General features: G+C 47.6%; 17 protein-coding genes. 11 read left to right on the top strand and 6 right to left on the bottom strand.

Annotated elements, in window-relative coordinates; all coding sequences use genetic code 11:
* Nucleotides 1–173: 173 nt before the first annotated feature.
* Complete coding sequence (locus ACXMYH_RS12500) at nucleotides 174–1529, bottom strand: MATE family efflux transporter (protein WP_486555003.1); 1356 nt, start codon at nucleotides 1527–1529, stop codon at nucleotides 174–176.
* A 243-nt stretch (nucleotides 1530–1772) separates the two neighbouring features.
* On the opposite strand from ACXMYH_RS12500, the gene ACXMYH_RS12495 reads away from it, so the two are divergent.
* Nucleotides 1773–2663: a LysR family transcriptional regulator gene (locus ACXMYH_RS12495; RefSeq protein ID WP_405581090.1), complete on the top strand. Its 891-nt coding sequence runs from the start codon at nucleotides 1773–1775 to the stop codon at nucleotides 2661–2663.
* Between the two features lie 136 nt (nucleotides 2664–2799).
* Here the strand turns inward: ACXMYH_RS12495 and gltS are convergent, their stop codons facing one another.
* The 3 genes from gltS to ACXMYH_RS12480 all read right to left on the bottom strand — a co-directional run bounded on the left by gltS (nucleotide 2800) and on the right by ACXMYH_RS12480 (nucleotide 6414).
* Complete coding sequence (gltS, locus tag ACXMYH_RS12490) at nucleotides 2800–3990, bottom strand: sodium/glutamate symporter (RefSeq protein ID WP_215703213.1); 1191 nt, start codon at nucleotides 3988–3990, stop codon at nucleotides 2800–2802.
* 289 nt (nucleotides 3991–4279) lie between these two features.
* Entirely contained in the window at nucleotides 4280–5122 is an 843-nt protein-coding gene (locus ACXMYH_RS12485) for a response regulator (protein WP_142412291.1), read from the bottom strand.
* Complete coding sequence (locus ACXMYH_RS12480) at nucleotides 5119–6414, bottom strand: ATP-binding protein (RefSeq protein WP_405581098.1); 1296 nt, start codon at nucleotides 6412–6414, stop codon at nucleotides 5119–5121. Before ACXMYH_RS12480 ends, ACXMYH_RS12485 begins: the two co-directional genes overlap by 4 nt.
* Before the next feature lie 331 nt (nucleotides 6415–6745).
* Between ACXMYH_RS12480 and ACXMYH_RS12475 the strand changes: the two genes are divergently transcribed.
* The 4 genes from ACXMYH_RS12475 to argH all read left to right on the top strand — a co-directional run bounded on the left by ACXMYH_RS12475 (nucleotide 6746) and on the right by argH (nucleotide 13048).
* The gene (locus ACXMYH_RS12475) at nucleotides 6746–8026 is read left to right on the top strand and encodes an aspartate aminotransferase type Ic (RefSeq protein WP_405581101.1); all 1281 of its coding nucleotides are present in this window, start codon (nucleotides 6746–6748) and stop codon (nucleotides 8024–8026) included.
* Nucleotides 8027–8437: 411 nt separating this feature from the next.
* Nucleotides 8438–8893: a GtrA family protein gene (locus tag ACXMYH_RS12470; RefSeq protein ID WP_215703215.1), complete on the top strand. Its 456-nt coding sequence runs from the start codon at nucleotides 8438–8440 to the stop codon at nucleotides 8891–8893.
* A gap of 85 nt (nucleotides 8894–8978) precedes the next feature.
* Entirely contained in the window at nucleotides 8979–11672 is a 2694-nt protein-coding gene (locus ACXMYH_RS12465; RefSeq protein ID WP_405581104.1) for a YfhO family protein, read from the top strand.
* A complete protein-coding gene (argH, locus tag ACXMYH_RS12460; RefSeq protein ID WP_405581107.1) occupies nucleotides 11669–13048 on the top strand; it encodes an argininosuccinate lyase in 1380 nt (459 codons plus the stop codon). The genes ACXMYH_RS12465 and argH overlap by 4 nt, the downstream gene beginning before the upstream one ends.
* A 711-nt stretch (nucleotides 13049–13759) precedes the next feature.
* Here argH and ACXMYH_RS12455 read toward each other — a convergent pair.
* Nucleotides 13760–14953 (bottom strand): pyridoxal phosphate-dependent aminotransferase, encoded by a 1194-nt coding sequence (locus ACXMYH_RS12455; RefSeq protein WP_215703217.1) that lies wholly within the window; start codon nucleotides 14951–14953, stop codon nucleotides 13760–13762.
* A 361-nt stretch (nucleotides 14954–15314) separates the two neighbouring features.
* On the opposite strand from ACXMYH_RS12455, the gene ACXMYH_RS12450 reads away from it, so the two are divergent.
* A complete protein-coding gene (locus tag ACXMYH_RS12450; RefSeq protein ID WP_118530426.1) occupies nucleotides 15315–16220 on the top strand; it encodes a LysR family transcriptional regulator in 906 nt (301 codons plus the stop codon).
* A gap of 360 nt (nucleotides 16221–16580) precedes the next feature.
* Nucleotides 16581–16682 carry a hypothetical protein gene (locus ACXMYH_RS12445; protein WP_243022268.1) on the top strand — a complete coding sequence of 34 codons (102 nt, stop codon included), beginning with the start codon at nucleotides 16581–16583 and terminating at the stop codon, nucleotides 16680–16682.
* 32 nt (nucleotides 16683–16714) lie between these two features.
* On the opposite strand, the gene ACXMYH_RS12440 is transcribed toward ACXMYH_RS12445, so the two are convergent.
* Nucleotides 16715–18058: a butyryl-CoA:acetate CoA-transferase gene (locus tag ACXMYH_RS12440; protein WP_118530428.1), complete on the bottom strand. Its 1344-nt coding sequence runs from the start codon at nucleotides 18056–18058 to the stop codon at nucleotides 16715–16717.
* A gap of 382 nt (nucleotides 18059–18440) precedes the next feature.
* Here ACXMYH_RS12440 and ACXMYH_RS12435 point away from each other — a divergent pair, with 382 nt between their 5' ends.
* From ACXMYH_RS12435 to ACXMYH_RS12420, 4 genes are all read left to right on the top strand, one after another.
* Nucleotides 18441–19625: an acetyl-CoA C-acetyltransferase gene (locus ACXMYH_RS12435; RefSeq protein WP_118321339.1), complete on the top strand. Its 1185-nt coding sequence runs from the start codon at nucleotides 18441–18443 to the stop codon at nucleotides 19623–19625.
* Between the two features lie 41 nt (nucleotides 19626–19666).
* Nucleotides 19667–20443: an enoyl-CoA hydratase-related protein gene (locus tag ACXMYH_RS12430; RefSeq protein ID WP_486555002.1), complete on the top strand. Its 777-nt coding sequence runs from the start codon at nucleotides 19667–19669 to the stop codon at nucleotides 20441–20443.
* A 69-nt stretch (nucleotides 20444–20512) separates the two neighbouring features.
* Entirely contained in the window at nucleotides 20513–21352 is an 840-nt protein-coding gene (locus tag ACXMYH_RS12425) for a 3-hydroxyacyl-CoA dehydrogenase NAD-binding domain-containing protein (protein ID WP_118530432.1), read from the top strand.
* A 218-nt stretch (nucleotides 21353–21570) separates the two neighbouring features.
* Nucleotides 21571–22722 (top strand): acyl-CoA dehydrogenase, encoded by a 1152-nt coding sequence (locus ACXMYH_RS12420; protein ID WP_117470188.1) that lies wholly within the window; start codon nucleotides 21571–21573, stop codon nucleotides 22720–22722.
* Nucleotides 22723–22764 lie beyond the last annotated feature (42 nt).

The following is a 22764-nucleotide window of genomic DNA, read 5'->3' as shown; positions in this document are numbered from 1 at the left end:
GAAACCTCCTATGATGTTCAAAAATTAAATATTTATCAAGATATTGAACATTATAGCACTGCAGGAGAGAGAATGCAAGGGGAAATGATACGATTCTGCCACGGCCACTGTATTATACAACATTTTCAGTTCAGAACTTGTCTGCCTCCCTGCACGGGAACAAGGACTCAGCGTCAGTTCGGATCATGGGAGGATGGAATGTTTGAGTTTTGCCCTGCGATCCGGATAAAATTGACCGTCAGGAATGTCACACAGAGTATCCAGCCGAGACCGGAAAAGAGAGCAACCGCGGTGAGCCCCATCTTTCCGATCATGATGGCGGAACAGATCGCACGGAAAATAATGTGTAGGGTTGTTCCGCAGAAGGCGATGACCATGTAACCCTGTCCTTTAAAGTATCCCATGTAAGCACTTCCTGTAAAGCAGAATATATAGAAAACAGAAATCAGCCTTATATAACTGTTTCCGTAATAGAGAGCCAGTTCGTCTGAAGAACTCAAAAACAGCCGGAGTGCAGGATCGGAACCAAAGAACATGAAAAGGGAGATTACCACACAGACCGTCCAGTTTAACATCAACCCCCAAAATAGACTTTTTTTCACCCGGTCATGATTTCCGGCCCCAAGATTCTGGGAGACCATGACGGAGACCGCATTTCCTCCGCTGTCACCGAAGGAATTCGCGAATCCCTCAATGCGGGTCGCTGCTGTATAGGCGGCGATTCCCGGTGTTCCGAGTGTATTGACACTGCCCTGAACGAGAATCTTTCCGATATACAGGCTGGAGGCCTGAAGCGCTGAGATGAGACCGTAGCGCAGGGTGTGGATCATAAGATCCTTATGAGCACCAATATCTTCTCTGCGGCAGAGCAGTCCCGGATAAGTATCCCGCAGATACAGAAAACAGCAGATTGCGGAGAAAAACTGTGACAGGATCGTGGCCGCGGCAGCACCTCCGGTTCCAAGTCTCAGAATGCCGATAAAGAGAAAGTCCAGAGCGATGTTCACTGTGATGGCGGCAGCGAGAAAAGAAAGGGCAGTTCTGGTGTTGCCGATAGACCGCAGAATTCCGGATAAAAGGTTATAAAGGCAGGTAAAAGGAAGCCCTGCGAGGATAATGAAAAGGTAGGATTCAGCGTAAGGAATGAGTTCGTCCGGGGTGTGGATCAGGTTTAAGATCGGATCCAGAAAGACGATACACACACCGCTGATGATAAGGGCGATGATCATGCCGAGAAGAAGGGCGGTGAAGACTTCCTCGCGGTATTTTTTTCTGTCACCGCTTCCGTAGAACTGACCGAGGATTACCGTGATCCCGGTGCAGAAGCCGTCGAGAATGAAGATAAAAAGGTTCATAAGACTGCCGGATATTCCCACAGAGGCAAAGGCGTTGGTACCGAGGAATCTGCCCACGATCAGTGAGTCGGCAGTGTTGTAAAGCTGTTGTAAAATGTTTCCAAGCAGCAGTGGAACGGCGAGGGTTAAGATCTGCTGTCGGATATTGCCGGAAAGTAAAGAGGTCTGGTTCATGGTTATGTACTCCTGAAATATAATCTTCTGATACCGGATATTCCGCACTGCGTACTCCAAATTCTATGCGCTGCTCCGGCTGGTGCCAAATCTGATGGTTCAGTACCTTCACAGAAATCAGTGTATCACAGAAAATATTAATTGAAAAATGAATAATTAAAAAGTAAAATATAATCAAAATGATATATTTTGAACAGGATAAAATATTTGCAGTAAAGAAAATCGGAGAAAACGGAGATCATTATGACAAAAACGGAGTTGGAGGCATTCCTGGCAGTTCTCCAGTACGGCAGTATCTCAGCAGCGGCAGAACGGCTTTTTATCACACAGCCGGCTATGAGCCGCAGAATGAAATCGATGGAAGAGGAACTGGGATACAGCCTTTTTGAACGTGGACGCGGTCAGAGAAGTGTGGAACTTACAGAGAATGGAAAAGAATTCGTTCCGGTCGCGGAACGCCTGTTGACACTTTACAGGGAGGCGGAGGAGATACCGAGAAGAAAGAAAAGTCCGCTTCTGCGGGTCAGCACAGTGAACAGCATTGCTTTTTATCTGATGCCGGCTGTATTAAAAAAAATGATGTCCGATCGGGACACCTGCAGCATTGAATTTAAGACGGGGCGTTCTTCTGACATTTATGGGTATGTGGAAAATGGAAGTGTTGATGTGGCTCTGGTCTCGGATCTTTTAAATTCCAGAAGAATAGTTCCGTTCCCTGTGTTCAGGGAGCCGTTTGTGTTTGCCGGTGGTGAGAGCTGGAGAGAAACAGGGAGAGTGACTCCGGATATGCTGGATCCGGAAGAACAGATCCGGCTGCCGTGGAATCCGGAATATGATATCTGGCACAGCCGATGGTTTCTGCCGGATGCAAATCCGAGTCTCACAGCGGATAAGATGGAATTTCTGGAATATTTTCTGAATGGAAAAAAATGGGCGGTGATCCCACTTCTTGTTGCAAGGCGATTCAAGAGACAAGACGTGTGGATCTGTCCGATGGAAGGCGGACCGGAGGACATGACGATCTATGGACTCACAAAAGAGAACCGGATGGATGATCAGATCCGAAGATTTTTTCAGTGTGTGAGAGAAGAACTGCAGATGATCGATGGGATAGAGTTGTTTTCAGGAAGATAAGAAGAGATCCTGGTCTCTCAGAAAAATTTATAATTAAATTTCAGACAGGAAAAAGGGCCCAGCCATCGGAACATACCCCAGGATTCCGGTGCGGGCCCTTTTTCAAGAGTTACAATCTATGATCCCAAATTGGATCTTACAGGAAGTTCATAAATGTCGTAATAATAAGTGCATTGAAGAAATCGATGAACAGACTTCCTACTAACGGCACTACGAAGTATGCGGTCGGAGCCGGACCATACTTTGCGGTGATCGCCTGCATGTTTGCCATAGCGTTCGGTGTAGCACCCATACCAAATCCACAGAAGCCGGATGTCATAACGGCTGCGTCGTAGCTCTTTCCGAGAAGGTTGAATACTACGAAGTAAGCGAAGAATGCCATGAGAACTGTCTGTGCCGCAAGCATTACGATCATCGGAAGTGCAAGCTCTGCAAGCTGCCATAACTTTAATCCCATCATTGCGAGACCAAGGAATAAGGAAAGAGAGAAGCTTCCGATCGTGCTGATCTCTTCCATCGGCATATCTTTGTGGGTTGCGTCAACAACGTTACGGATGATAGCAGCAACAACCATTGCTCCGATGTAGCTCGGGAATGTCATTAACTTGTTAAGGAATAAAGAAACGATCGTGCCGGCACCGATTGCGATTGCAAGGTATAATGCGCCGTCCAGGAATCTTCTGGAATCGATCGCGCCGGTAACTTCGTTCTTATCAACTTTAACCTCATCACTGCCGGTAGCAGTCTCTGTGGACTTTAAGTTCAGGGAATGGATACGACGGTAAGCGAGCGGTCCGCCGATCACACAGCCGGCAACAAGACCGAAGGTTGCGGATGCGATCGCAACCGCGTTAGCGCCTACGACACCGGCTTCCTCAAGAACCGGTCCGAATGCGCCTGCGGTACCATGTCCGCCGACCATCGGGATGGAACCAACCGCAAGACCAAGTCTCGGGTCGAGATGGAAAGCACCGGCAAGTACAGCGCCAAGACCATTCTGAAGAGCAACCATGATAATGGAAACTAACAGGAATAAGAGTACCTGAACGCCGCCCTTCTTTAAGAGACGGAAACATGCGGTGTAACCAACGCTACAGAAGAATACAGTCATGAAGAAGGACTGTAATGTGTTGTCGAAAGAGATTTCGAGGATCCCTGCGGATCTTAAAATCAGGTGAACAACAGCGTAAACAACGCCGCCGACAACCGGTTCAGGAATACAGTATTTTGTTAAGAATGGGATCTTGCTTACAAGGAAACGTCCAAGAAGCAGAACCAGTGCAGCAACTGCAACTGCTTGATACATGTTGAGCTCGATTTGTAACATAGTTTTTATACCTCCATACCTTTTATGTACAGAGTATAAGCATGTCCCTTCAAAAAACTTCACAAAGTTACAAAAAGTTACAAAAATTACTTAACAAAATTTGTAATTCCTTAACAATATTTTTATACACAACAAGGTAAAATATGTGAAAAATTCCAATATAAGGAATGTGAAGATGGAAAGGGAATTGTTCCGGATGTGGATTTCCGAGGAATGAAGAGACGCATCAGAAATAGAAAAAACCAGGTACGATCCGTTTTTGCGGAAGATGTACCTGGATCATGAAAAACTATCGTTCGGCTTCCAGCATCAGCCCGTCGATGAATTTTTTGATGCTGACCTTGCCGCCGGATGTGCGTTTTCCCCGGAGATAGTCCATCTCCGCTTTTACGTCCTCGAAGGAGAATAAAGTTCCGGAGTAGAGAGTGTAGGTCTCGTTCATGAAATCCTCGATCCCCATGTGGGCAATGTTGGACATTCCGGCCGCGATCGTCCTGCGGACGCGCTGCTCCATGTTTTTCGGCGAGTCGCTGACAGCCTCACACATCTGGGCAACGCTCAGGTTGGAGACTGGAATGTGGTTGTCGTGGAGATATTCGCAGATCTTTATGATATCCGGGCATCCTTTTTCGCCGGACATGCCGATGCGGTTTAAGATGTACTTTAATTTCCGGCCGTAGTTGTCGGCTTTCGGCTTGTCATCTTTGGCAGGATGTTCGATCTCGTTCATGAACATGCGGCGGATGTTTGCGAGTGTACGTTCGTTGGTGATCTGCTGTTCTACATTTTTTAAGACGGAACGGACTTCAATGAGATTGATCGGTTTGCTGATAAAGAAGTCGACTCCTGCGCTGTAGGCTTTGCTGATCAGCTCTTTGGCAGATACCTGGGAGATCATGATGCACTTGATCGAGGTGTTGACGGCGCGCAGTTCCTTTACGAATTCTACACCGTCCTTAACGGGCATGAAAAAGTCGACGAGGATGACATCCGGCTTGGCGCGCAGCACGTCTGCGAGATTTGCCGGTTCCCCGCCGCAGTCTCCGCAGATTTCCCCGAGATCCTGTGTCTCGATGATGTCCTCTAAAATATTGATGACGGACAGATCATCCTCTACAATATAGATTCTCATAATGTTTCCTCCACAAGGGAAGTGGCCGGAATCGTGATGGTGAAGGAGGTTCCGATCCCCTGCTCCGATTCAACGTCGATGCTTCCTTTAAATTGTTCTTCCACAGTCATTTTTACGCCATAGAGGCCGACACCGCGGAAAATGTTTCCTGTTTTCTGGTCAAATTTTGTCGAGTAGCCCATCTTGAAGATGTTCGGAAGATGACGGGGGGAGATTCCCGGACCATCATCGGTGACGCGGAAAACATAATTTCCGTCGGTCAGATGTTCCTCAATGTAGATCATTCCGAATTTCCGGTCAGATTCGATCGCCTCGATGGCGTTATTCACGAGATTTTTGAGAACGGCCATCAGCTCATAGTGTTCTTCGGTCATAAAATTATCGGAACACTGGAATTCCAGCTGAATATGGACATTCTTATTTTCCAGAATATGGTAAGTTGTGTCTTCAAGGATCTTTAAGATATCCTGAAAGCTCATCTGCTTTTCGTCATATTCTTCGGAAATTTCTTCCTCGATGCCCTGGATGATGCGGATATAATCCTTTTTGATCTCGTGGACATCGCGGGCGATAGCAAGAGACATATGTTTCATGTCTTCCGGCACATCCATTTCATTTAATTTCTCATACAATTTATATGCGTTTGCCATGACGGATTCGATCTCTTCAGAATTTTTCCGCATGAAGTAGATCTCATTTTTCAGTCCTGTTGTCATAAGGAAAAGACGGCGGTAACGGTTCTCGTGCTCTTCGTTTTTTAAGAGTGTCCGGTAGTGACCTTCCGCCATCAGGATCAGACCGGCAAGAAAGGTACGGAACAGTGCGATCAGGAAGAGATATCCTGCCTTGTCCGGAGTCATGGAGTGTGACATACTCTCGGAAATGCACAGTTCTACCAGGTTGGAACCGAAATCAGCAAAAAAAACGGCCGGAAACAGGCGGCTGTAGGAGACGGTATGTTTTCCCGGGACCATGGCTGCGAAAATAATGCCGTAGCAGAAATAGAAGATCGCATTCGGAAAAACACTTTTCGCTGAGACGAGGAGACTGGTCCCGCTGTGGAGCGCCGGAAACAGGCGGAAGAAGAACACGATGACTGCGGTCACAGCGCAGGTGAGCGGTGTGGAAAGACTTTTTCCAAGTGTCATCAGAAGAACGGGCAGTATGATCACGGAAGAAGAGATCCGGAAATTATTTATAAAGATATTCCAGTAAAGCTGGGACACGAGAGCAACGATCAGTCCGATCAGGATCATTCGCCGGATATCGCGCGTCCGCATATTATTTGTCATAAAGCCATTCTCCTTTTCAGAATTCGAAGCAGATGGAATCATCATCCTATATCTTATTATAATACGTTATTGTTAAAGAAAAGTCAATGAGACGGTCAGGAGTTGCTTCGCGGAGCGCGGACCGAAGCACGGAAAGAGCTGAAGACGGGGAACAGGGAGCTGCTGCAGGCGGCAATGACTAAGATTTTTATGGGGTCAGGTTCAAAAAAATAAAAAAACAGAAGCAAAACTTTATTTTATAAGTTGAAATATTGGTTTTAATGAATTATAATAAGTACTCAGGGAAAAGATAATCTGAAATATATCGTTGAATCATGAGGAGGAAACTGACATGAAACCATATCGCGAAATGTCAAAACAGGAACTTGCGTCTTTAAAGGAGCAGCTGGAAGCGCTGTATAAGGAGTATCAGGGAAAAAATCTTAGCCTGAATATGGCGCGGGGAAAGCCATGCAAAGAGCAGCTGGACCTTTCTCTTCCTATGATGGACGTTTTAAACAGCAGCAGTGATTATATGACATCGGACGGTGATGTGAGAAACTACGGAGTCCTGACCGGGATCCAGGAGGCGAAAGAGCTCATGGGTGCGATGATGGACTCGCCGGCCGAGAATATCGTGATGTACGGAAACGCGAGTCTGACACTGATGTTCGATACCGTGAGCCGTTCCTGGACGCACGGGGTATGCGGAAGTACGCCGTGGTGCAGACTTGACAAGGTGAAATTCCTCTGCCCGGTCCCGGGATATGACAGACATTTCGCGATCACGGAATACTTCGGGATCGAGATGATCAACATTCCGATGACAGGTGAAGGTCCGGATATGGATCTTGTTGAAAAATATGTAAATAATGACGAGAGTGTGAAGGGAATCTGGTGCGTTCCGCTCTATGCGAACCCGAGCGGTGAGTCTTACTCAGATGAGACTGTGAGAAGATTTGCAAACCTGAAACCGGCTGCGAAAGATTTCCGTATCTACTGGGACAACGCATACTGTGTTCATCATCTGCACCCGGATCACCCGGATCATGTCCTCGACATTCTTTCTGAGTGTGAAAAAGCAGGAAATCCGGACATGGTATATAAATTCGGTTCGACTTCAAAGATCAGCTTCCCAGGCTCTGGAATCTCCGCGATCGCTACTTCAAAGGCAAATATCGATGCGCTGAAGAAGCAGATGAATGTCCAGATGATCAGCCATGACAAGATCAACCAGCTCCGTCATGTCCGCTTCTTTAAAAATATCGATGGTTTAAAAGCGCAGATGGCTAAGCACGCTGAGATCCTCAGACCAAAATTTGAGGCAGTCGATGAGATCTTAAATGAGGAACTTGGCGGTCTGGAGATCGGGAAGTGGACAAAACCGAACGGCGGATATTTTGTCTCCTTCGACTCTCTTGACGGATGCGCGAAAGCGATCGTTGCGAAGTGCAAAGAGGCCGGTGTTGTGATGACCGGTGCCGGAGCGACTTACCCATACGGAAAAGATCCGCACGACTCCAATATCAGGATCGCGCCGTCCTTCCCATCCCTGGATGACCTCAGACAGGCGGCAGAGATCTTCTGCGTGTGCGTAAAACTTGTGAGTGTTGAGAAGCTGCTCGCAGAATAAAACGTCGTAACTGTTCAGCAGCCGGATACCTACAGGAACCTCCCACGGAGCTTCCATTCGGATGCATGGCAAGTTACGAGCAAAATCCATTCCAAATCGCTTTAAAAGAAGGTTACAGTACACGGGCACTCCATGCCCGCGCCCTGTAACAGGATTTTGCCGATGCTTCGCATTCCGAATCGGCAAAATCCGCAACCATAACGGTATCATACGGAATTTTCAGTTCAGAAAATTCCTACCCGTGAAAAGTAACAAAAGAAGGACTGACAGCTAGAAATTCGGCTGTCAGTCCTTTACTTTTTTGCGTTGGTATACTAAAATGAAAAAGACTATCGAATATGATAGGGAAATCCTGAAAAAATCGGAGGAACGTTTTGAAAACGATGATTCCGGAAAAGGACGGAAATATTTATGAATGAAAAAAATGAGAAGCCGGAGAGCGGACAGAAAACGGGGACAAAAAAGTCCGGTCTCGCCAGGGAAGGGATCGCTTATCTGATCTTCGGAGTCCTGACGACGGTGATCGACTACGCGATCTCGAATCTTCTATATTATATGTGGAAGATGGATCCGGTCCCGGCCCAGACAATCGCCTGGGTGGCAGCCGTATTGTTCGCATTTGTGACGAACAAATGGTGGGTGTTTGAAAGCCACACCTTAAACCCGGCGAAGGTATGGAAGGAATTTGTCTCGTTCATTTTATGCCGGATCGCGACATTTTTATTTAACCTGGCAGCGCTGTTTATCATGGTGGATCTCATGAAGATGGAGTTTTTTATCTGCAAGCTGCTGATCTCCGTGGTGGTCGTTGTTCTGAATTATGTGTTCAGCAAGATCCTGATCTTTACAGGAGATAAAAAGAAATGATCTACGATGTCTGCCCGGCGGATGTTGGGAGTATGAAAAAGCAAAAATGATTACAGGCTGATGAAGCCGGAGGAGTTTTTACTTTATGACAGAAATAAAAGAAATCGATACGATCCCGGATGAGCCAACTGCGGATCGTCCGGAAAATCGAAGGAAAAAGCGGCAGACAACGCCGTTTTTAAAGCCGAGGGATGGTCTTCTGATCGCCTTCTTTGTCCCGGTGCTCGTCATGATCTGCATTTTCGTTCAGAGGGGGATCTTTCCATTCGGGGAGAGGTGCTTTCTGAGAACAGATATGTATCACCAGTACGCCCCGTTCTTTTCGGAGTTCCAGTATAAGCTGCGGACCGGCGGAAGTCTCCTTTACAGCTGGGATGTGGGAATGGGCGTCAATTTCGCGGCGCTGTATGCCTACTACCTGGCCAGCCCGTTAAACTGGCTGATCCTGCTCTGCCCGAAGAAGTTTATCATCGAATTTATGACGATCATGATTGTTCTGAAGATCGGACTTTCGGGGCTGAGCTTTGCCTGGTATTTAAAGAAACACAGCCAGAACTGTATCCTGGGGGTTGGGTTCTTCGGGATCTTTTATGCCCTGTCCGGATACATGGCGGCGTACAGCTGGAACATCATGTGGCTGGACTGCATTCTTCTGTTCCCACTGATCGTATACGGCCTTGAGAGACTCGTGAAAGAGCAGAAAGGCATGCTTTACTGTGTGACGCTCGGACTTTCGATCCTCTCAAACTACTATATCTCGATCATGACCTGCCTGTTCCTGGTGCTTTATTTTATCGCACTGCTGATCATGGAAAAGCCGGGGCCGGTGAGAAAATACGTGGACAGCTGCGTCCGGTTTGGAATTTACTCGCTGCTCTCAGGCGGACTGGCAGCAGGAATCCTGCTTCCGGAGATCTATGCGCTGCAGAGCACGGCGTCCGGTGATTTTGACTTCCCGAAGGCGTGGAGCTCGTATTTCCCGATCTTTGACATGATCGCCCGCCATATCGGAAATGTGGAGACGGAGATCGGTCTTGACCACTGGCCGAATATCTACTGCGGTGTCGCGGTATTCCTCTTCTTTTTGATGTATCTCGCATGTAAGAAGATCGCAGTGAAGGAGAAAGCCGTCTACTGCGGACTGCTCCTGATCTTTTTTGCGAGCTTTTCCATCAATGCGCTGAATTTTATCTGGCATGGATTCCACTATCCGAACAGCCTTCCATGCAGACAGTCCTTCATCTACATCTTCCTGATGCTGTTTATCTGCTTCCGGGCGTATATGTATCTGGATGAGACGCCGAAAAAGCATATCGCGATCGCCTTCTGGGGGAGCGCGTGCTTTGTCCTGCTGGCGGAAAAGCTGGTGACACAGGAACATTTCCACTTTATCGTCTACTATGTGGCAATCATCTTCCTGGCGGCTTATGCCGGACTGATGTATCTCTATAAGGACGGAAAGCGGACGGTGTGCGGATTCCTGGCACTGACGCTGGTCGCAGTTGAGGCTTCGATCAACATGTCGGTGACGAGTGTGACGACAACGAGCCGTGAGTCCTACACCAGCGACAATGAGGAGGTACGGATCTTAAAGGATTCCCTGCAGCCGGCATCGGATTTCTACCGGGTGGAGAAAAAGACGAGAAAGACGAAGAATGACGGGGCATGGATGAACTTTCCGTCAGTATCCCTGTTTTCCTCAACGGCGAACGCGGATCTCTCGAAGTTTTTTAAGAAGCTTGGATGTGAATCGTCCACAAATGCTTACAGCATCACTGGAAGCACGCCGCTTGTCGACAGCATTTTTTCTGTGAAATATGCACTCTGTTCCGAGGCAGTCTCCAACACGGAGCTCATGATGTATCTGAGGGAGAGCGGCGGAACATATCTCTATGAAAATCTCTACACACTGCCGCTCGGCTTTGTCCTTCCTTCAGATATCGAGGAAAACTGGCAGTATGAGATGGATAATCCTGCGGAGGTCCAGAATGATCTCTGCCTGGTTTCCGGGGCGGATGAAGTTCTGGTGGATGCCGGCGGAACGGTGAATAAAAACACCTTCACATTCACACCGGATGAGACGGGCGAATATTATGTGTTCGTCATGAACAAGAAGGTAAAGACTGTGAAGGCGGAACTGCCGACCGGACAGAAATCCTTCAGCAACGTGGACCGCGGATATCTTCTGGAGCTTGGAACTCTGGCTCCGGGCGCAGAAGTGAAGCTCACGGCGGATGAGGCCGGCGAACAGTTAAATGCGATCGCCTACCGGTTCTCAGAGAACGCGATGATCCAGGTCTATGACCGGCTGAACCAGTCCCCGATGCATCTGACGAGCTGGAAAGATACGAAACTTTCCGGAACCGTGAGTGCGGCGAAAGCGGGAATGCTTTTCACCTCGATCCCGTTTGATAAGGGATGGACCGTAAAAGTGGATGGTGAGAAGGTGGAGACGAGAAAGGCGTTCGGTGCATTCCTGGCTATCGATGTGAGCGCCGGCGATCATGTGATCAACTTCTCCTATTTCCCGGAGGGCTTAAAGACCGGCGGTCTGATCTCAGGCGGATCCATCGTGATCCTGATCCTTCTGTGGTTTTTGCGCAGGGAGATGGATCGCCGGGAAGCGAGAAAGAGAATGAAACAGATCCGGAACATGCAGCAGGAAGAGGAAGAAGATCCTGATGAAGAACCGGAATTTGAAGAGATTCCGGATCTCGATGATGAAGATCTGACAGACACTATAAATAATAGAAAAGAGACAACGGAGGAACAGCTATGAAACTTTGGGGCGGAAGATTTACGAAGAAAGAAAACCAGTTAGTACATAACTTTAATGAGTCCATCTCCTTCGATCAGAAATTTTACAGACAGGATATCGCGGGCAGCATCGCGCATGTGACGATGCTCGCAAAACAGGGGATCCTCACAGAAGAGGACCGTGACGCGATCATCGCAGGCTTAAAGAGCATCCGCGAGGACATCGACAACGGAACCTTAAAGATCACAACGGAGTCCGAGGATATCCACTCTTTCGTTGAGGCGAACCTGATCGAGCGGATCGGGGATGCAGGAAAGAGACTCCACACCGGCCGCAGCAGAAACGACCAGGTTGCTCTCGATATGAAGCTCTACACGCGAGACGAGATCGACGAGATGGACGGACTTTTAAAGGGACTTCTTGAGGTCCTCTTAAAGCTCATGGAGGACAATCTTCATACTTACATGCCGGGCTTTACCCACCTTCAGAAGGCACAGCCGGTAACACTGGCGCACCATGTCGGCGCATATTATGAGATGTTCCGCCGTGACAGAGGACGCCTCGCTGATATCAGAAAGCGCATGAATTACTGCCCGCTGGGATCCGGCGCTCTTGCAGGGACAACTTATCCGCTGGACCGTGAGTACACTGCAGAGCTTCTCGGCTTTGACGGACCGACCTTAAACAGCATGGATTCCGTATCCGACCGTGATTACCTGATCGAGCTCCTGGCTGCGCTCTCCACGATCGCAATGCATCTGAGCCGTTTCTCCGAGGAGATCATCATCTGGAACAGCAATGAGTACCGCTTCGTGGAGATGGATGATTCCTACAGCACCGGAAGCAGCATCATGCCGCAGAAGAAGAATCCGGATATCGCTGAGCTGATTCGCGGAAAGGCCGGGCGTGTCTACGGCGCTCTGATGTCCATGCTGACGGTCATGAAGGGAATCCCGCTGGCTTACGATAAAGACCTCCAGGAGGACAAGGAGCTGACCTTCGACGCGATCGATACCGTAAAGGGTTGCCTCTTACTCTTCACAGGAATGGTATCCACGATGACCTTCCGCAAGGATGTGATGGAGGCGAGCGCAAAGAACGGCTTCACAAACGCGACAGACGCTGCGGACTACCTTGTAAACCACGGTGTTCCGTTCCGCGATGCACATGGAATTATCGGACAGCTGGTCCTTCTCTGCATCGATGAGAACAAGGCGCTTGACGATCTGACTTTAGAGCAGTTCAAGTCGATCAGCCCGGTATTTGAGGAAGATATCTACGATGCGATCTCCATGAAGACCTGCGTGGAGAAACGTGTGACAATCGGAGCTCCGGGTGCGGATGCGATGAAGAAAGTCATTGAGGTCTATAAGAAAGAACTGAACGGAGAGAAATAAAAAAAGAAAGGCCCTGGCTGTTCCTGCAAAATGGGATCATTCAGGGTCTTTGTATACATAGAAAATGTCGGCTATATCTTTATACGAACACAGCCGCCACGGACGATACCCCAATTATCGTTCCGGGCGGCTGTGTTTCTTTTATATCGCGTTGTAAAATATAATGAGAAGAAAGTTTTTGGGAGAAGTTGGTGCGGCTTCTCCGTTCATTTGATTATTATAGCATGAATCATGCGGAATGTAAAATGATTGTTGTCGAATGAAAAATAACAAATTTTACCATTAAATGTTAATAATACATTATATTTATTCTGTTACAGCGCATGGGCGAGGCTCATATACTGTCGTGAAAAATGTGAAAATTTGTATAGCGGCAGGGAGACCGGCGCTCATAGACAAGTGAAAACATGCTTCGTGAATGTCCTCTTGTTATCGCGGCAGTCGCCAAGGTCTCGCGTAAGCGCATACTTTGGCCTGTTGTTCGCGTAAATGAAAAAAGCCTGCATTCACAGGCTTTTTTCAGGGATTTTTCATCACATATATTGTTTCAATCCACAGTCGGTAATTTCACGGAGACTGACTGTGCTTTGCTTCGTGTCAGTAGGAGAATCCTTGCTGTTGTTCGTTGAATATATGGGAAGAAAGCTAAGTTTGATCTGTCCTTATCACCGCCGGAGCGGGAGAGTTTTACGAATATGGAAGGTTGTCAGATCAGCCAAGTTTCTTTAAAGCTGCTTCCATACGGTTCATACCTTCGATCAGGCTTTCCATGGAGTTGGAGTAAGCGATACGGATGTTGTCCGGAGACTCAAATGCACCGCCCGGAACAACCGCGATCTTTGCCTCGGCAAGGAGGTAATCTGCCATTCCGAAGGAATCAGCGATCTTCTTTCCGTTCCACTCTTTATCATAGAAAGCAGTCATATTCGGCATTAAGTAGAAAGCGCCGTCTGCGTTGTTGCAGGTGATGCCATCCATGGAATTTAAGCGCTCTACCAGGAATTTACGGCGTTTGTCGAATTCAACTCTCATGGATTCCACGCTGTCCTGCGGTCCGCTGATCGCTTCGAGAGCTGCGTACTGGGCGATCGAGCAGGTGTTGGATGTTGTATGACCCTGAAGAGAAGTCATTCCTTTGATGAGAGCTGCATTTCCGGCTGCGTAACCAACTCTCCATCCGGTCATGGAGTAAGCTTTGGAAACACCATTGATGACAACGGTACGATCCTTTACTTCCTCGGAGATCGAAGCAACGCAGAAGTGTTTCTTTCCTTCATAGATCAGCTTCTCGTAAACTTCATCGGAAATAATATAGAAGTCATGTTTGCAGGCAAGTTCTGCGAGCTCTGTGAGCTGTTCTTTTGTATATACAGCACCGGTCGGGTTGTTCGGTGTGTTGATCATGATCGCTTTTGTTTTCGGTGTGATGGCTTTCTTGATACCTTCCACGTTGAGGGCGAAACCGTCTTCCTCACGGTTCTGTACGAGGACCGGAGTAGCACCGGAAAGTTTTACCATCTCGATGTAGCTGACCCAGCACGGAGTCGGGATGATAACCTCGTCACCTTCTTCACAGAGGGCAAGAACTGCATTGACGAGCGGCTGTTTTGCGCCGGTTCCGATACAGATCTCGTTCGGTTTGTAAACGACATTGTTGTCTTTTAAGAATTTTGCACAGATCGCTTCTTTTAAGTCCATGATACCGGAGACAACCGTGTATTTTGTTTTCTGGGCATCGATCGCTGCCTTTGCCGCATCACAGATATTCTGCGGAGTACCGAAATCCGGTTCGCCGAGGTTGAAGGCGATCACGTCGATTCCCTGTTTTCTTAATTCAGCGACCTTTCCGGTCAGTGCAAGTGTAGCGGCCGGTTTAATGTTCTGGATCCTCTTTGTAAGCATCATAATGATTTCCTCCCTGTATGTTTTGATATTCCCCTGAGATTCGAACAATTCGTTCTTGTTTATGCTTAAATGATACCATAAGTGAATATAATTGTAAAATGTTTCTTTTTTTGATATAATATTCATAAATATTAACATTTAAATGAAAAGAATGTTACTATAAATATAGAAGAAACAGAAATGGAAAATGGTAGCTGTCAAACTTTTAGTTTTCAGAATTAAACTATTTTCAAATAATATTTCTGGACAAAAATGAAATCCTGTGGTAAAAAAGCAGAAGAGAGATGAGCGTTATAAAAAAACATGTGTGAAAGCAGGATCGAAATAGAAAACTGCCGGTCCCGGCAGAAAGGAGAACGTGATGACATTTCTGGAAATTGAAGCATTTTTAAAGATCGCTCAGTGCGGAAGTTTTTCCGCGGCGGCAGAAAAATTATATATCACACAGCCGGCTCTTGGACGAAGGATCCGGGCGCTGGAGGAAGAACTTGGATATTCCCTGTTTATCCGGAATAAAGGAGTCCGCCATGTGGAACTCACGAGACAGGGACGTGCCTTTGTCGGGATCGCTCATCGCTGGCAGGCTCTCTGGAACGAGACACAGGAAGAATCGCTCCTCGGAAATGAGAAGAGTTTCTATGTTGCGAGTGTAGGAAGTCTCCTGGCATTCATGCTTCCGACCGTGTTTCAGGAGTTCATGAAAGATACGCCGGAGTGCAGCCTGCATGTGACGACACTCCATTCCAGTGATGCCTATGGGTATGTGAACAATAAGACGGTGGATATCGCATTTATCACGGATCCGATGTACTCTTCCCAGGTAAAGACGGAGATCCTGTTTAAAGAAAAGCTCTGCCTGGTCGTCGGGACGGAGCTGAAACTTCCGAAGCGGATCAGCATTTCGGACCTCGATCCTCGCAAGGAGATCCGGACGCAGTGGGATCAGAATTTTGACAGCTGGCACAACTACTATTTCAGTAGTGCGGCCGTCCCGAGTGTCTATCTCGATGAAATGGGCTTTTTACAGTACTTTACGCAGAATGGTGACAACTGGGCGTTTCTACCTGTGTCGGTTGCAAAGAGCATCTTAAAAAGCACCCCGGTTTCCATCCATGAACTGGATGTGGAGCTCCCGAACCGGACCCTGTACTATCTGTACCGGGCAGGGGATGAATCTCCATATCAGGAACATCTTCTCGAGATCTGCAGGCAGAAATTAGCCGGGGAAAGCGGGATCACGCTGATGGAGCCGATCCTGAATCTGTGAGTGGAGAAAAAATTCAGATTTAGCGGATCGTTTAGAGAAAGAGATCATTTGCAGAAATAAAAAGCAGCAGCATTTTCTGGAGAGAATGTCAGAAAATGCTGCTGCTTTTTTGCGGACAGTCGCCAAAGTCCGCGCTTGCGCGAGACCTTGGCGACTGTCGCGATAACAAGGGGAAACTCGCGAAGCGTGTTTTCACTTGTTTACAGGAAATTCCGATGGAACTTTCTGTAAAAAAAATGGACACAAGTGATACGCAAAATACATATCTGAAAATAGTGTAGCAGGAGATTGGCTTATGATACAAAAATGTGAAGCTTTGCGATCGCATCTGCAACCTTCGGACTTGTTGCCGGATGTGCGATCGGCGGTCCGATCGCGACACGCCGGATCAAACAGTTTAATCTTCATTCAACGGAAAAAGCAGAGGGCGAGACAAAGAAAGAAGAAGGAGAGCCTTCCTAAAATGAAAGCTCTCCTGAAAAAACGGGAAAATACTATCTCTTGTTGCTTGCTCTCCAGATATGCATCTTTTCAGCCTCTGCGATCAGCTGGTCGCGGAACTGCGGATGTGCTACGGAGATGATAGCTTCAGTCTTCTGCCATGTGGAGAGACCTTTTAAGTTTACTTTACCGTACTCAGTAACGAGATAGTGGATATTCGCACGGGTATCGGTAACGATGGAGCCAGGAGCCAGAGTCGGAACGATCCTGGACTCTAAGGTGCCGTCTTTCTTCTTGAAGGTAGAAGAGCAGCAGATGAAGCTCTTTCCGCCCTTGGAAAGATAAGCGCCCAGAACGAAGTCGAGCTGTCCGCCGGCTCCGCTGATGTGCTTGATTCCTGCGGACTCAGCATTTACCTGGCCAAAGAGGTCAAGGTCAACTGCGTTGTTGATGGACATGAAGTTGTCGAGAGACGCAATCGTGCGGACATCGTTTGTGTAGTCGACCGGTGCGGACATGCACTCCGGATTCTTATTTAAGTAGTCGTATAATTTCTTTGTACCTGCGCCGAATGCATAAACCTGACGGCCTTTGTCGATATTCTTTCTCGCGCCGGTGATCTTTCCTGCGTTTGCGATATCAACGAAAGCGTCAACGTACATCTCTGTGTGCACACCGAGATCCTTTAAGTCGGATTTTGCGATCAGAGCACCGACTGCGTTCGGCATTCCGCCGATACCGAGCTGTAAGCATGCTCCGTCCGGGATCTCCTCAAGGATCAGCTTTGCAACTGCTTCATCGACATCGCTTGCAGCTGCAGCGCCGCCCATCTCAGCGATCGCCGGGTTGTCACCTTCTACGATCATGTCAACGTGGGAGATATGAACACCTTCCTCAGTACCGCCGAAGCATACCGGCATATTTTCATTTACTTCCACGATAACGACCTTGGAGGTCTCGCAGACAGCAGCCATATGGGATGCGTTCGGTCCGAAGTTGAAGAAGCCGTGCTCGTCCATCGGGGAAACCTGGAAGACAGCGACATCCGGCTTGTTCTGGGATTCTCTGTAATATCTCGGAAGCTCGGAGTAACGGAGCGGAGCGTAGTAGCAGAAGCCCTGTGCGATCGCTTTTCTCTCGATCCCGCTCATATGCCAGGAGTTCCATGTCATATGTTCAGCCGGGTTCTCGATCTTGAAGATCTCCGGTACCCACATTAAGATACCGCCGCGGAAGTTTACGTCAGTTAATTCCGGAAGTCTTTTTGCGATTTCCTTATCGACTGCGATCGGAGTTGCTGTTGTCCAGCCGTAATCGACCCAGTCACCGGATTTGATAACGGAAGCTGCTTTCTCAGCGGAAACCAGCTTTTCCTGATACATCTGTTTGAAATCCATTTTAATACCCTCTCTTTGTAACCATAAAAATATTACTGCATCTCAGAACTTTGCCGGGATCATAGGATCCGGGGCTAAACTCTGACATTATTTTATCATTATCTGCCGGCAAGGTCAAGAAATCCGGTGAAAAAGGAATAGAAAGAAATGGTAAAACATGACAAAAACAGAAAGTGACGCGTCAGAGCATAAAAGTAACTTTTGTACGAAATGAAGAGTAAAGTTCCTAATTTGTTTAGAAAAAATATATAAAAAGCTTTTGATAATGATTTGACAGCAAAACGGTTTGGTGATATGATTAGTTATACATAATATACTGCCTTGCTTATGGAAAAATATATGGTGTAGAGCTTGGCAGCGGTATGATGAGGAGGAAAAGAAAATGGCAAAGAAAGTTGTACTTGCAGGTGCATGCCGTACGGCAATCGGAACAATGGGTGGCGAATTAAGCACAGTACCGGCTCCGGAACTTGGCGCAATCGTAATCAAAGAGGCTTTAAAGAGAGCAGGAGTTGCTCCGGAAGCTGTTGACCAGGTTTACATGGGCTGCGTAATCCAGGCTGGTCAGGGACAGAACGTAGCACGTCAGGCTACATTAAAAGCTGGTCTCCCGATCGAGGTTCCGGCTGTTACGATCAATGTTGTATGCGGTTCCGGTCTTGAGGCTGTCAACATGGCTGCTGAGATGATCCTTTCCGGTGACGCTGATATCGTTGTTGCAGGTGGTATGGAGAACATGTCCATGGCTCCGTATGCTATGATGAAGGGCCGTTACGGATACCGTATGGGCAATGCTACATTAGTTGATACAATGGTTAACGATGCTCTCTGGGATGCATTCAACAACTACCACATGGGTATCACAGCTGAGAACATCTGCGATCAGTGGGGTCTTACAAGAGAAGAACTGGACAAGTTCGCTGCAGTAAGCCAGCAGAAGGCAGAGGCTGCTCAGAAGTCCGGCGCATTCAAGGACGAGATCGTTCCGGTAGAAGTCAAGAAGAAAAAAGAGACAGTTATCGTAGATACAGATGAAGGCCCGCGTCACGGAACAACGGTTGAGACTCTCGGTAAGTTAAAACCGGCATTCAAGAAAGACGGCGGCTTAGTTACAGCTGGTAATTCTTCAGGAATCAACGACGGTGCAGCAGCAGTTGTTGTTATGAGCGAAGAGAAAGCTAAAGAGCTCGGTGTTAAGCCGATGGCTACATGGGTTGCCGGTGCTCTCGGCGGCGTAGATCCGAAGATCATGGGTATCGGACCGGTTGCAGCTACAAGAAAAGTTCTTAAGAGAACAGGCATGGAGATCAAAGACTTCGATATCATCGAGGCTAATGAGGCATTCGCTGCACAGTCTGTAGCAGTAGGTAAGGAGCTTGGCTTTGACCTTAACAAGTTAAACCCGAACGGCGGCGCGATCGCTCTCGGACACCCGGTAGGAGCTTCCGGATGCCGTATTCTCGTTACACTTCTTCATGAGATGGAGAAGGCAGATGCTAAGAAGGGTCTTGCAACTCTTTGCATCGGCGGCGGAATGGGCTGTGCTACAATCGTAGAGAGAGACTAATCTGATCTGGGACATAGACAAAATCTGAGGAGAACGACGATATGGGTTTTGTAAAATATGAGCAGGACGGTTTTATTGGTGTTATCACCATCAACCGTCCGGAAGCATTAAATGCTTTAAATACAGAGGTTATCCAGGATCTTGACGCTGTTCTTGACAGCATCGATCTTGGTACAACAAGAGTGCTGGTTGTGACCGGCGCAGGTGAGAAATCCTTTGTTGCCGGTGCGGACATTGCTGCAATGAGTACAATGACTGTACAGGAAGCACGTGAATTCAGTAAAGCAGGAAACGATGTTTTCCGTAAGCTGGAGACACTTCCGATCCCGTCGATTGCTGCTGTCAACGGTTTTGCGCTTGGCGGTGGAAATGAGCTTGCAATGAGCTGCGATATCCGTTACTGCTCCGAAAACGCTATGTTCGGACAGCCGGAGGTTGGTCTTGGCATCACTCCGGGATTCGGCGGAACCCAGCGTCTCGCAAGACTGATCGGAACCGGAAAAGCAAAGGAAATGGTATATGCTGCTGTCAATATCAAAGCGGACGAGGCATACCGGATCGGTCTTGTAAACGGTGTATGTGCGAAGGAAGAACTTATGCCGACAGTTATGAAGCTGGCAAAGAAGATCGCCTCCAACGCACCGATTGCTGTCAGAAATTCCAAGGAGTCCCTGACAGATGGTTATCTTTCCGACCTTGACCACGCAATCTCCATCGAAGAGAAATATTTCTCCGAGTGCTTCGAGACCGAGGACCAGAAGGAAGGAATGAAGGCGTTCCTCGAAAAGAGAAAAGTGGACGGCTTCAAAAACAAATAAATGGAACTGTTCAGTCTGAACAGCGATCAGTAAGTCTACATCATATGTTTGCATAAAGGAGATAAAATCATGAAAGTTGGTATTATCGGCGCTGGAACCATGGGTTCCGGTATTGCACAGGCATTCGCACAGACAGAAGGCTATGAGGTAATGCTCTGCGACATCAATGAGACATTTGCAGCGAACGGAAAGAAGAAAATTGCCGCTGGATTCGAGAAGAGAATCGCAAAAGGCAAAATGACTCAGGAAGAGGCTGACAAGATCCTGAACAAGATCACAACAGGCGTAAAAGATATCTGTGGTGACTGCGACCTCGTTGTTGAGGCTGCAATCGAGAACATGGAGATCAAGAAGCAGACATTCAAAGAGCTCGACGCAATCTGCAAACCGAGCTGTATCTTTGCTACAAACACTTCTTCCCTTTCCATCACAGAGATTGGCGGCGCAGTTGAGAGACATGTAATCGGTATGCATTTCTTCAACCCGGCTCCGGTTATGAAGCTGGTTGAGGTTATTGCTGGTTTAAACACAAAACCGGAAGATGTTGAAGCAGTTAAGAAGATCTCCGAGGAGATCGGCAAGACTCCGGTACAGGTAGAAGAGGCTGCTGGTTTCGTTGTAAACAGAATTCTTATTCCGATGGTCAACGAAGCAGTCGGCATTTACGCTGATGGCGTTGCTTCCGTGGAGGGTATCGATACCGCTATGAAGCTCGGCGCTAACCATCCGATGGGACCGTTAGCTCTCGGTGATCTGATCGGTCTTGATGTTGTTCTTGCAATCATGAACGTTCTTGAGACAGAGACAGGCGATCCGAAGTATCGTCCGCATCCGCTTCTTAAGAAGATGGTTCGCGGCGGCCTTCTTGGAAGAAAGACCGGCAAGGGCTTCTACGATTACAGCAAATAATAATGTAAGGGTTGCCTGACGGTGATCTTATCCCGTCAGGCAATATGCCTTTTATAACAGAAGAGTAAATTTCGAATTATTTTTTTATTACGATTGTTTATTTTTTCACAATATGTTATAATGAAAAGGCATGTACTAAATTAGGTACATCGGGGGAGTGAAGCATCCACATTTCCCCATGTTATACATGATACAATTCACAAGGAGGAACTAAAAACATGGATTTTACATTAGGTAAAGAGCATGAGATGGCGAGAACACTGTTCCATGATTTCGCCGAGAAGGAAGTCAAACCCCTTGCTCAGGAGGTTGATGAGGAAGAGAGATTCCCGGTTGAAACCGTAGAGAAGATGGCTAAAAACGGTTTCCTCGGTATTCCGGTACCGAAGGAGTATGGTGGACAGGGCTGTGATCCGCTTACATACGCTATGTGCGTTGAGGAGCTTTCCAAAGTTTGCGGTACTACAGGCGTTATCGTTTCCGCACATACATCCCTTTGCATGGATCCGATCATGACATTCGGAACAGAAGAGCAGAAGCAGAAATTCCTCGTTCCGCTTGCAAAAGGCGAGAAGTTAGGCGCATTCGGTTTAACTGAGCCGGGCGCTGGTACAGACGCTCAGGGTCAGCAGACAAAAGCTGTTTTAGACGGCGACGAGTGGGTATTAAACGGTTCCAAGTGCTTCATCACTAACGGTAAGTATGCTGATACATACATCGTTATCGCTGTAACAGGCACTGTTGAGAAACGTGGCAAAATGCAGAAAGAGATTTCCGCATTTATCGTAGAGAAAGGTACACCGGGCTTCACTTTTGGTACAAAAGAGAAGAAGATGGGTATCCGCGGATCTGCAACATATGAACTTATTTTCACAGACTGCCGCATCCCGAAGGACAACCTCTTAGGTAAGAAGGGTGAGGGCTTCAAGATCGCTATGCATACTCTTGACGGCGGACGTATCGGTATCGCTGCTCAGGCTCTTGGTCTTGCAGAGGGCGCTCTTGACAGAACAGTTGCTTACGTAAAAGAGAGAAAGCAGTTCGGCCGCACAATCGGTCAGTTCCAGAACACACAGTTCCAGCTTGCTGATATGGCAACAAAGGTAAAAGCTGCTCAGATGATGGTTTACCGTGCAGCAATGGCTAAGGCTACTCAGAAGTCCTACGGCGTAGAGGCAGCAATGGCTAAACTGTATGCAGCAGAGGTTGCTATGGAAGTAACAACAAAGGCTGTACAGCTCCATGGTGGTTATGGTTACATCAGAGAGTACGACGTAGAGCGTATGATGCGTGATGCTAAGATCACCGAGATCTACGAAGGAACAAGTGAAGTTCAGAGAATGGTTATCTCCGGCGCACTGTTAAAATAATAATTTAACAGCTGGAAGATCATAACTATAAATGAAAATAAG

It is taken from the genome of Pilosibacter sp. NGB245 (genome assembly GCF_057397225.1).
The sequence above is the reverse complement of the archived record's forward strand: the minus strand, read 5'-3'. Positions and strand labels throughout refer to the sequence as shown.

Bases quoted from the DNA above. Each gene is read 5' to 3' on its own strand.
- ACXMYH_RS12475 (WP_405581101.1), top strand. From the start codon at position 6,746: ATGAAACCATATCGCGAAATGTCAAAACAGGAACTTGCGTCTTTAAAG.
- ACXMYH_RS12420 (WP_117470188.1), top strand. From the start codon at position 21,571: ATGGATTTTACATTAGGTAAAGAGCATGAGATGGCGAGAACACTGTTC.
- ACXMYH_RS12470 (WP_215703215.1), top strand. From the start codon at position 8,438: ATGAATGAAAAAAATGAGAAGCCGGAGAGCGGACAGAAAACGGGGACA.
- ACXMYH_RS12430 (WP_486555002.1), top strand. From the start codon at position 19,667: ATGGGTTTTGTAAAATATGAGCAGGACGGTTTTATTGGTGTTATCACC.
- ACXMYH_RS12500 (WP_486555003.1), bottom strand. From the start codon at position 1,529: ATGAACCAGACCTCTTTACTTTCCGGCAATATCCGACAGCAGATCTTA.
- ACXMYH_RS12450 (WP_118530426.1), top strand. From the start codon at position 15,315: ATGACATTTCTGGAAATTGAAGCATTTTTAAAGATCGCTCAGTGCGGA.
- ACXMYH_RS12495 (WP_405581090.1), top strand. From the start codon at position 1,773: ATGACAAAAACGGAGTTGGAGGCATTCCTGGCAGTTCTCCAGTACGGC.
- ACXMYH_RS12425 (WP_118530432.1), top strand. From the start codon at position 20,513: ATGAAAGTTGGTATTATCGGCGCTGGAACCATGGGTTCCGGTATTGCA.
- ACXMYH_RS12455 (WP_215703217.1), bottom strand. From the start codon at position 14,953: ATGATGCTTACAAAGAGGATCCAGAACATTAAACCGGCCGCTACACTT.
- ACXMYH_RS12440 (WP_118530428.1), bottom strand. From the start codon at position 18,058: ATGGATTTCAAACAGATGTATCAGGAAAAGCTGGTTTCCGCTGAGAAA.
- ACXMYH_RS12435 (WP_118321339.1), top strand. From the start codon at position 18,441: ATGGCAAAGAAAGTTGTACTTGCAGGTGCATGCCGTACGGCAATCGGA.
- argH (WP_405581107.1), top strand. From the start codon at position 11,669: ATGAAACTTTGGGGCGGAAGATTTACGAAGAAAGAAAACCAGTTAGTA.
- ACXMYH_RS12465 (WP_405581104.1), top strand. From the start codon at position 8,979: ATGACAGAAATAAAAGAAATCGATACGATCCCGGATGAGCCAACTGCG.
- ACXMYH_RS12480 (WP_405581098.1), bottom strand. From the start codon at position 6,414: ATGACAAATAATATGCGGACGCGCGATATCCGGCGAATGATCCTGATC.
- ACXMYH_RS12485 (WP_142412291.1), bottom strand. From the start codon at position 5,122: ATGAGAATCTATATTGTAGAGGATGATCTGTCCGTCATCAATATTTTA.
- gltS (WP_215703213.1), bottom strand. From the start codon at position 3,990: ATGTTACAAATCGAGCTCAACATGTATCAAGCAGTTGCAGTTGCTGCA.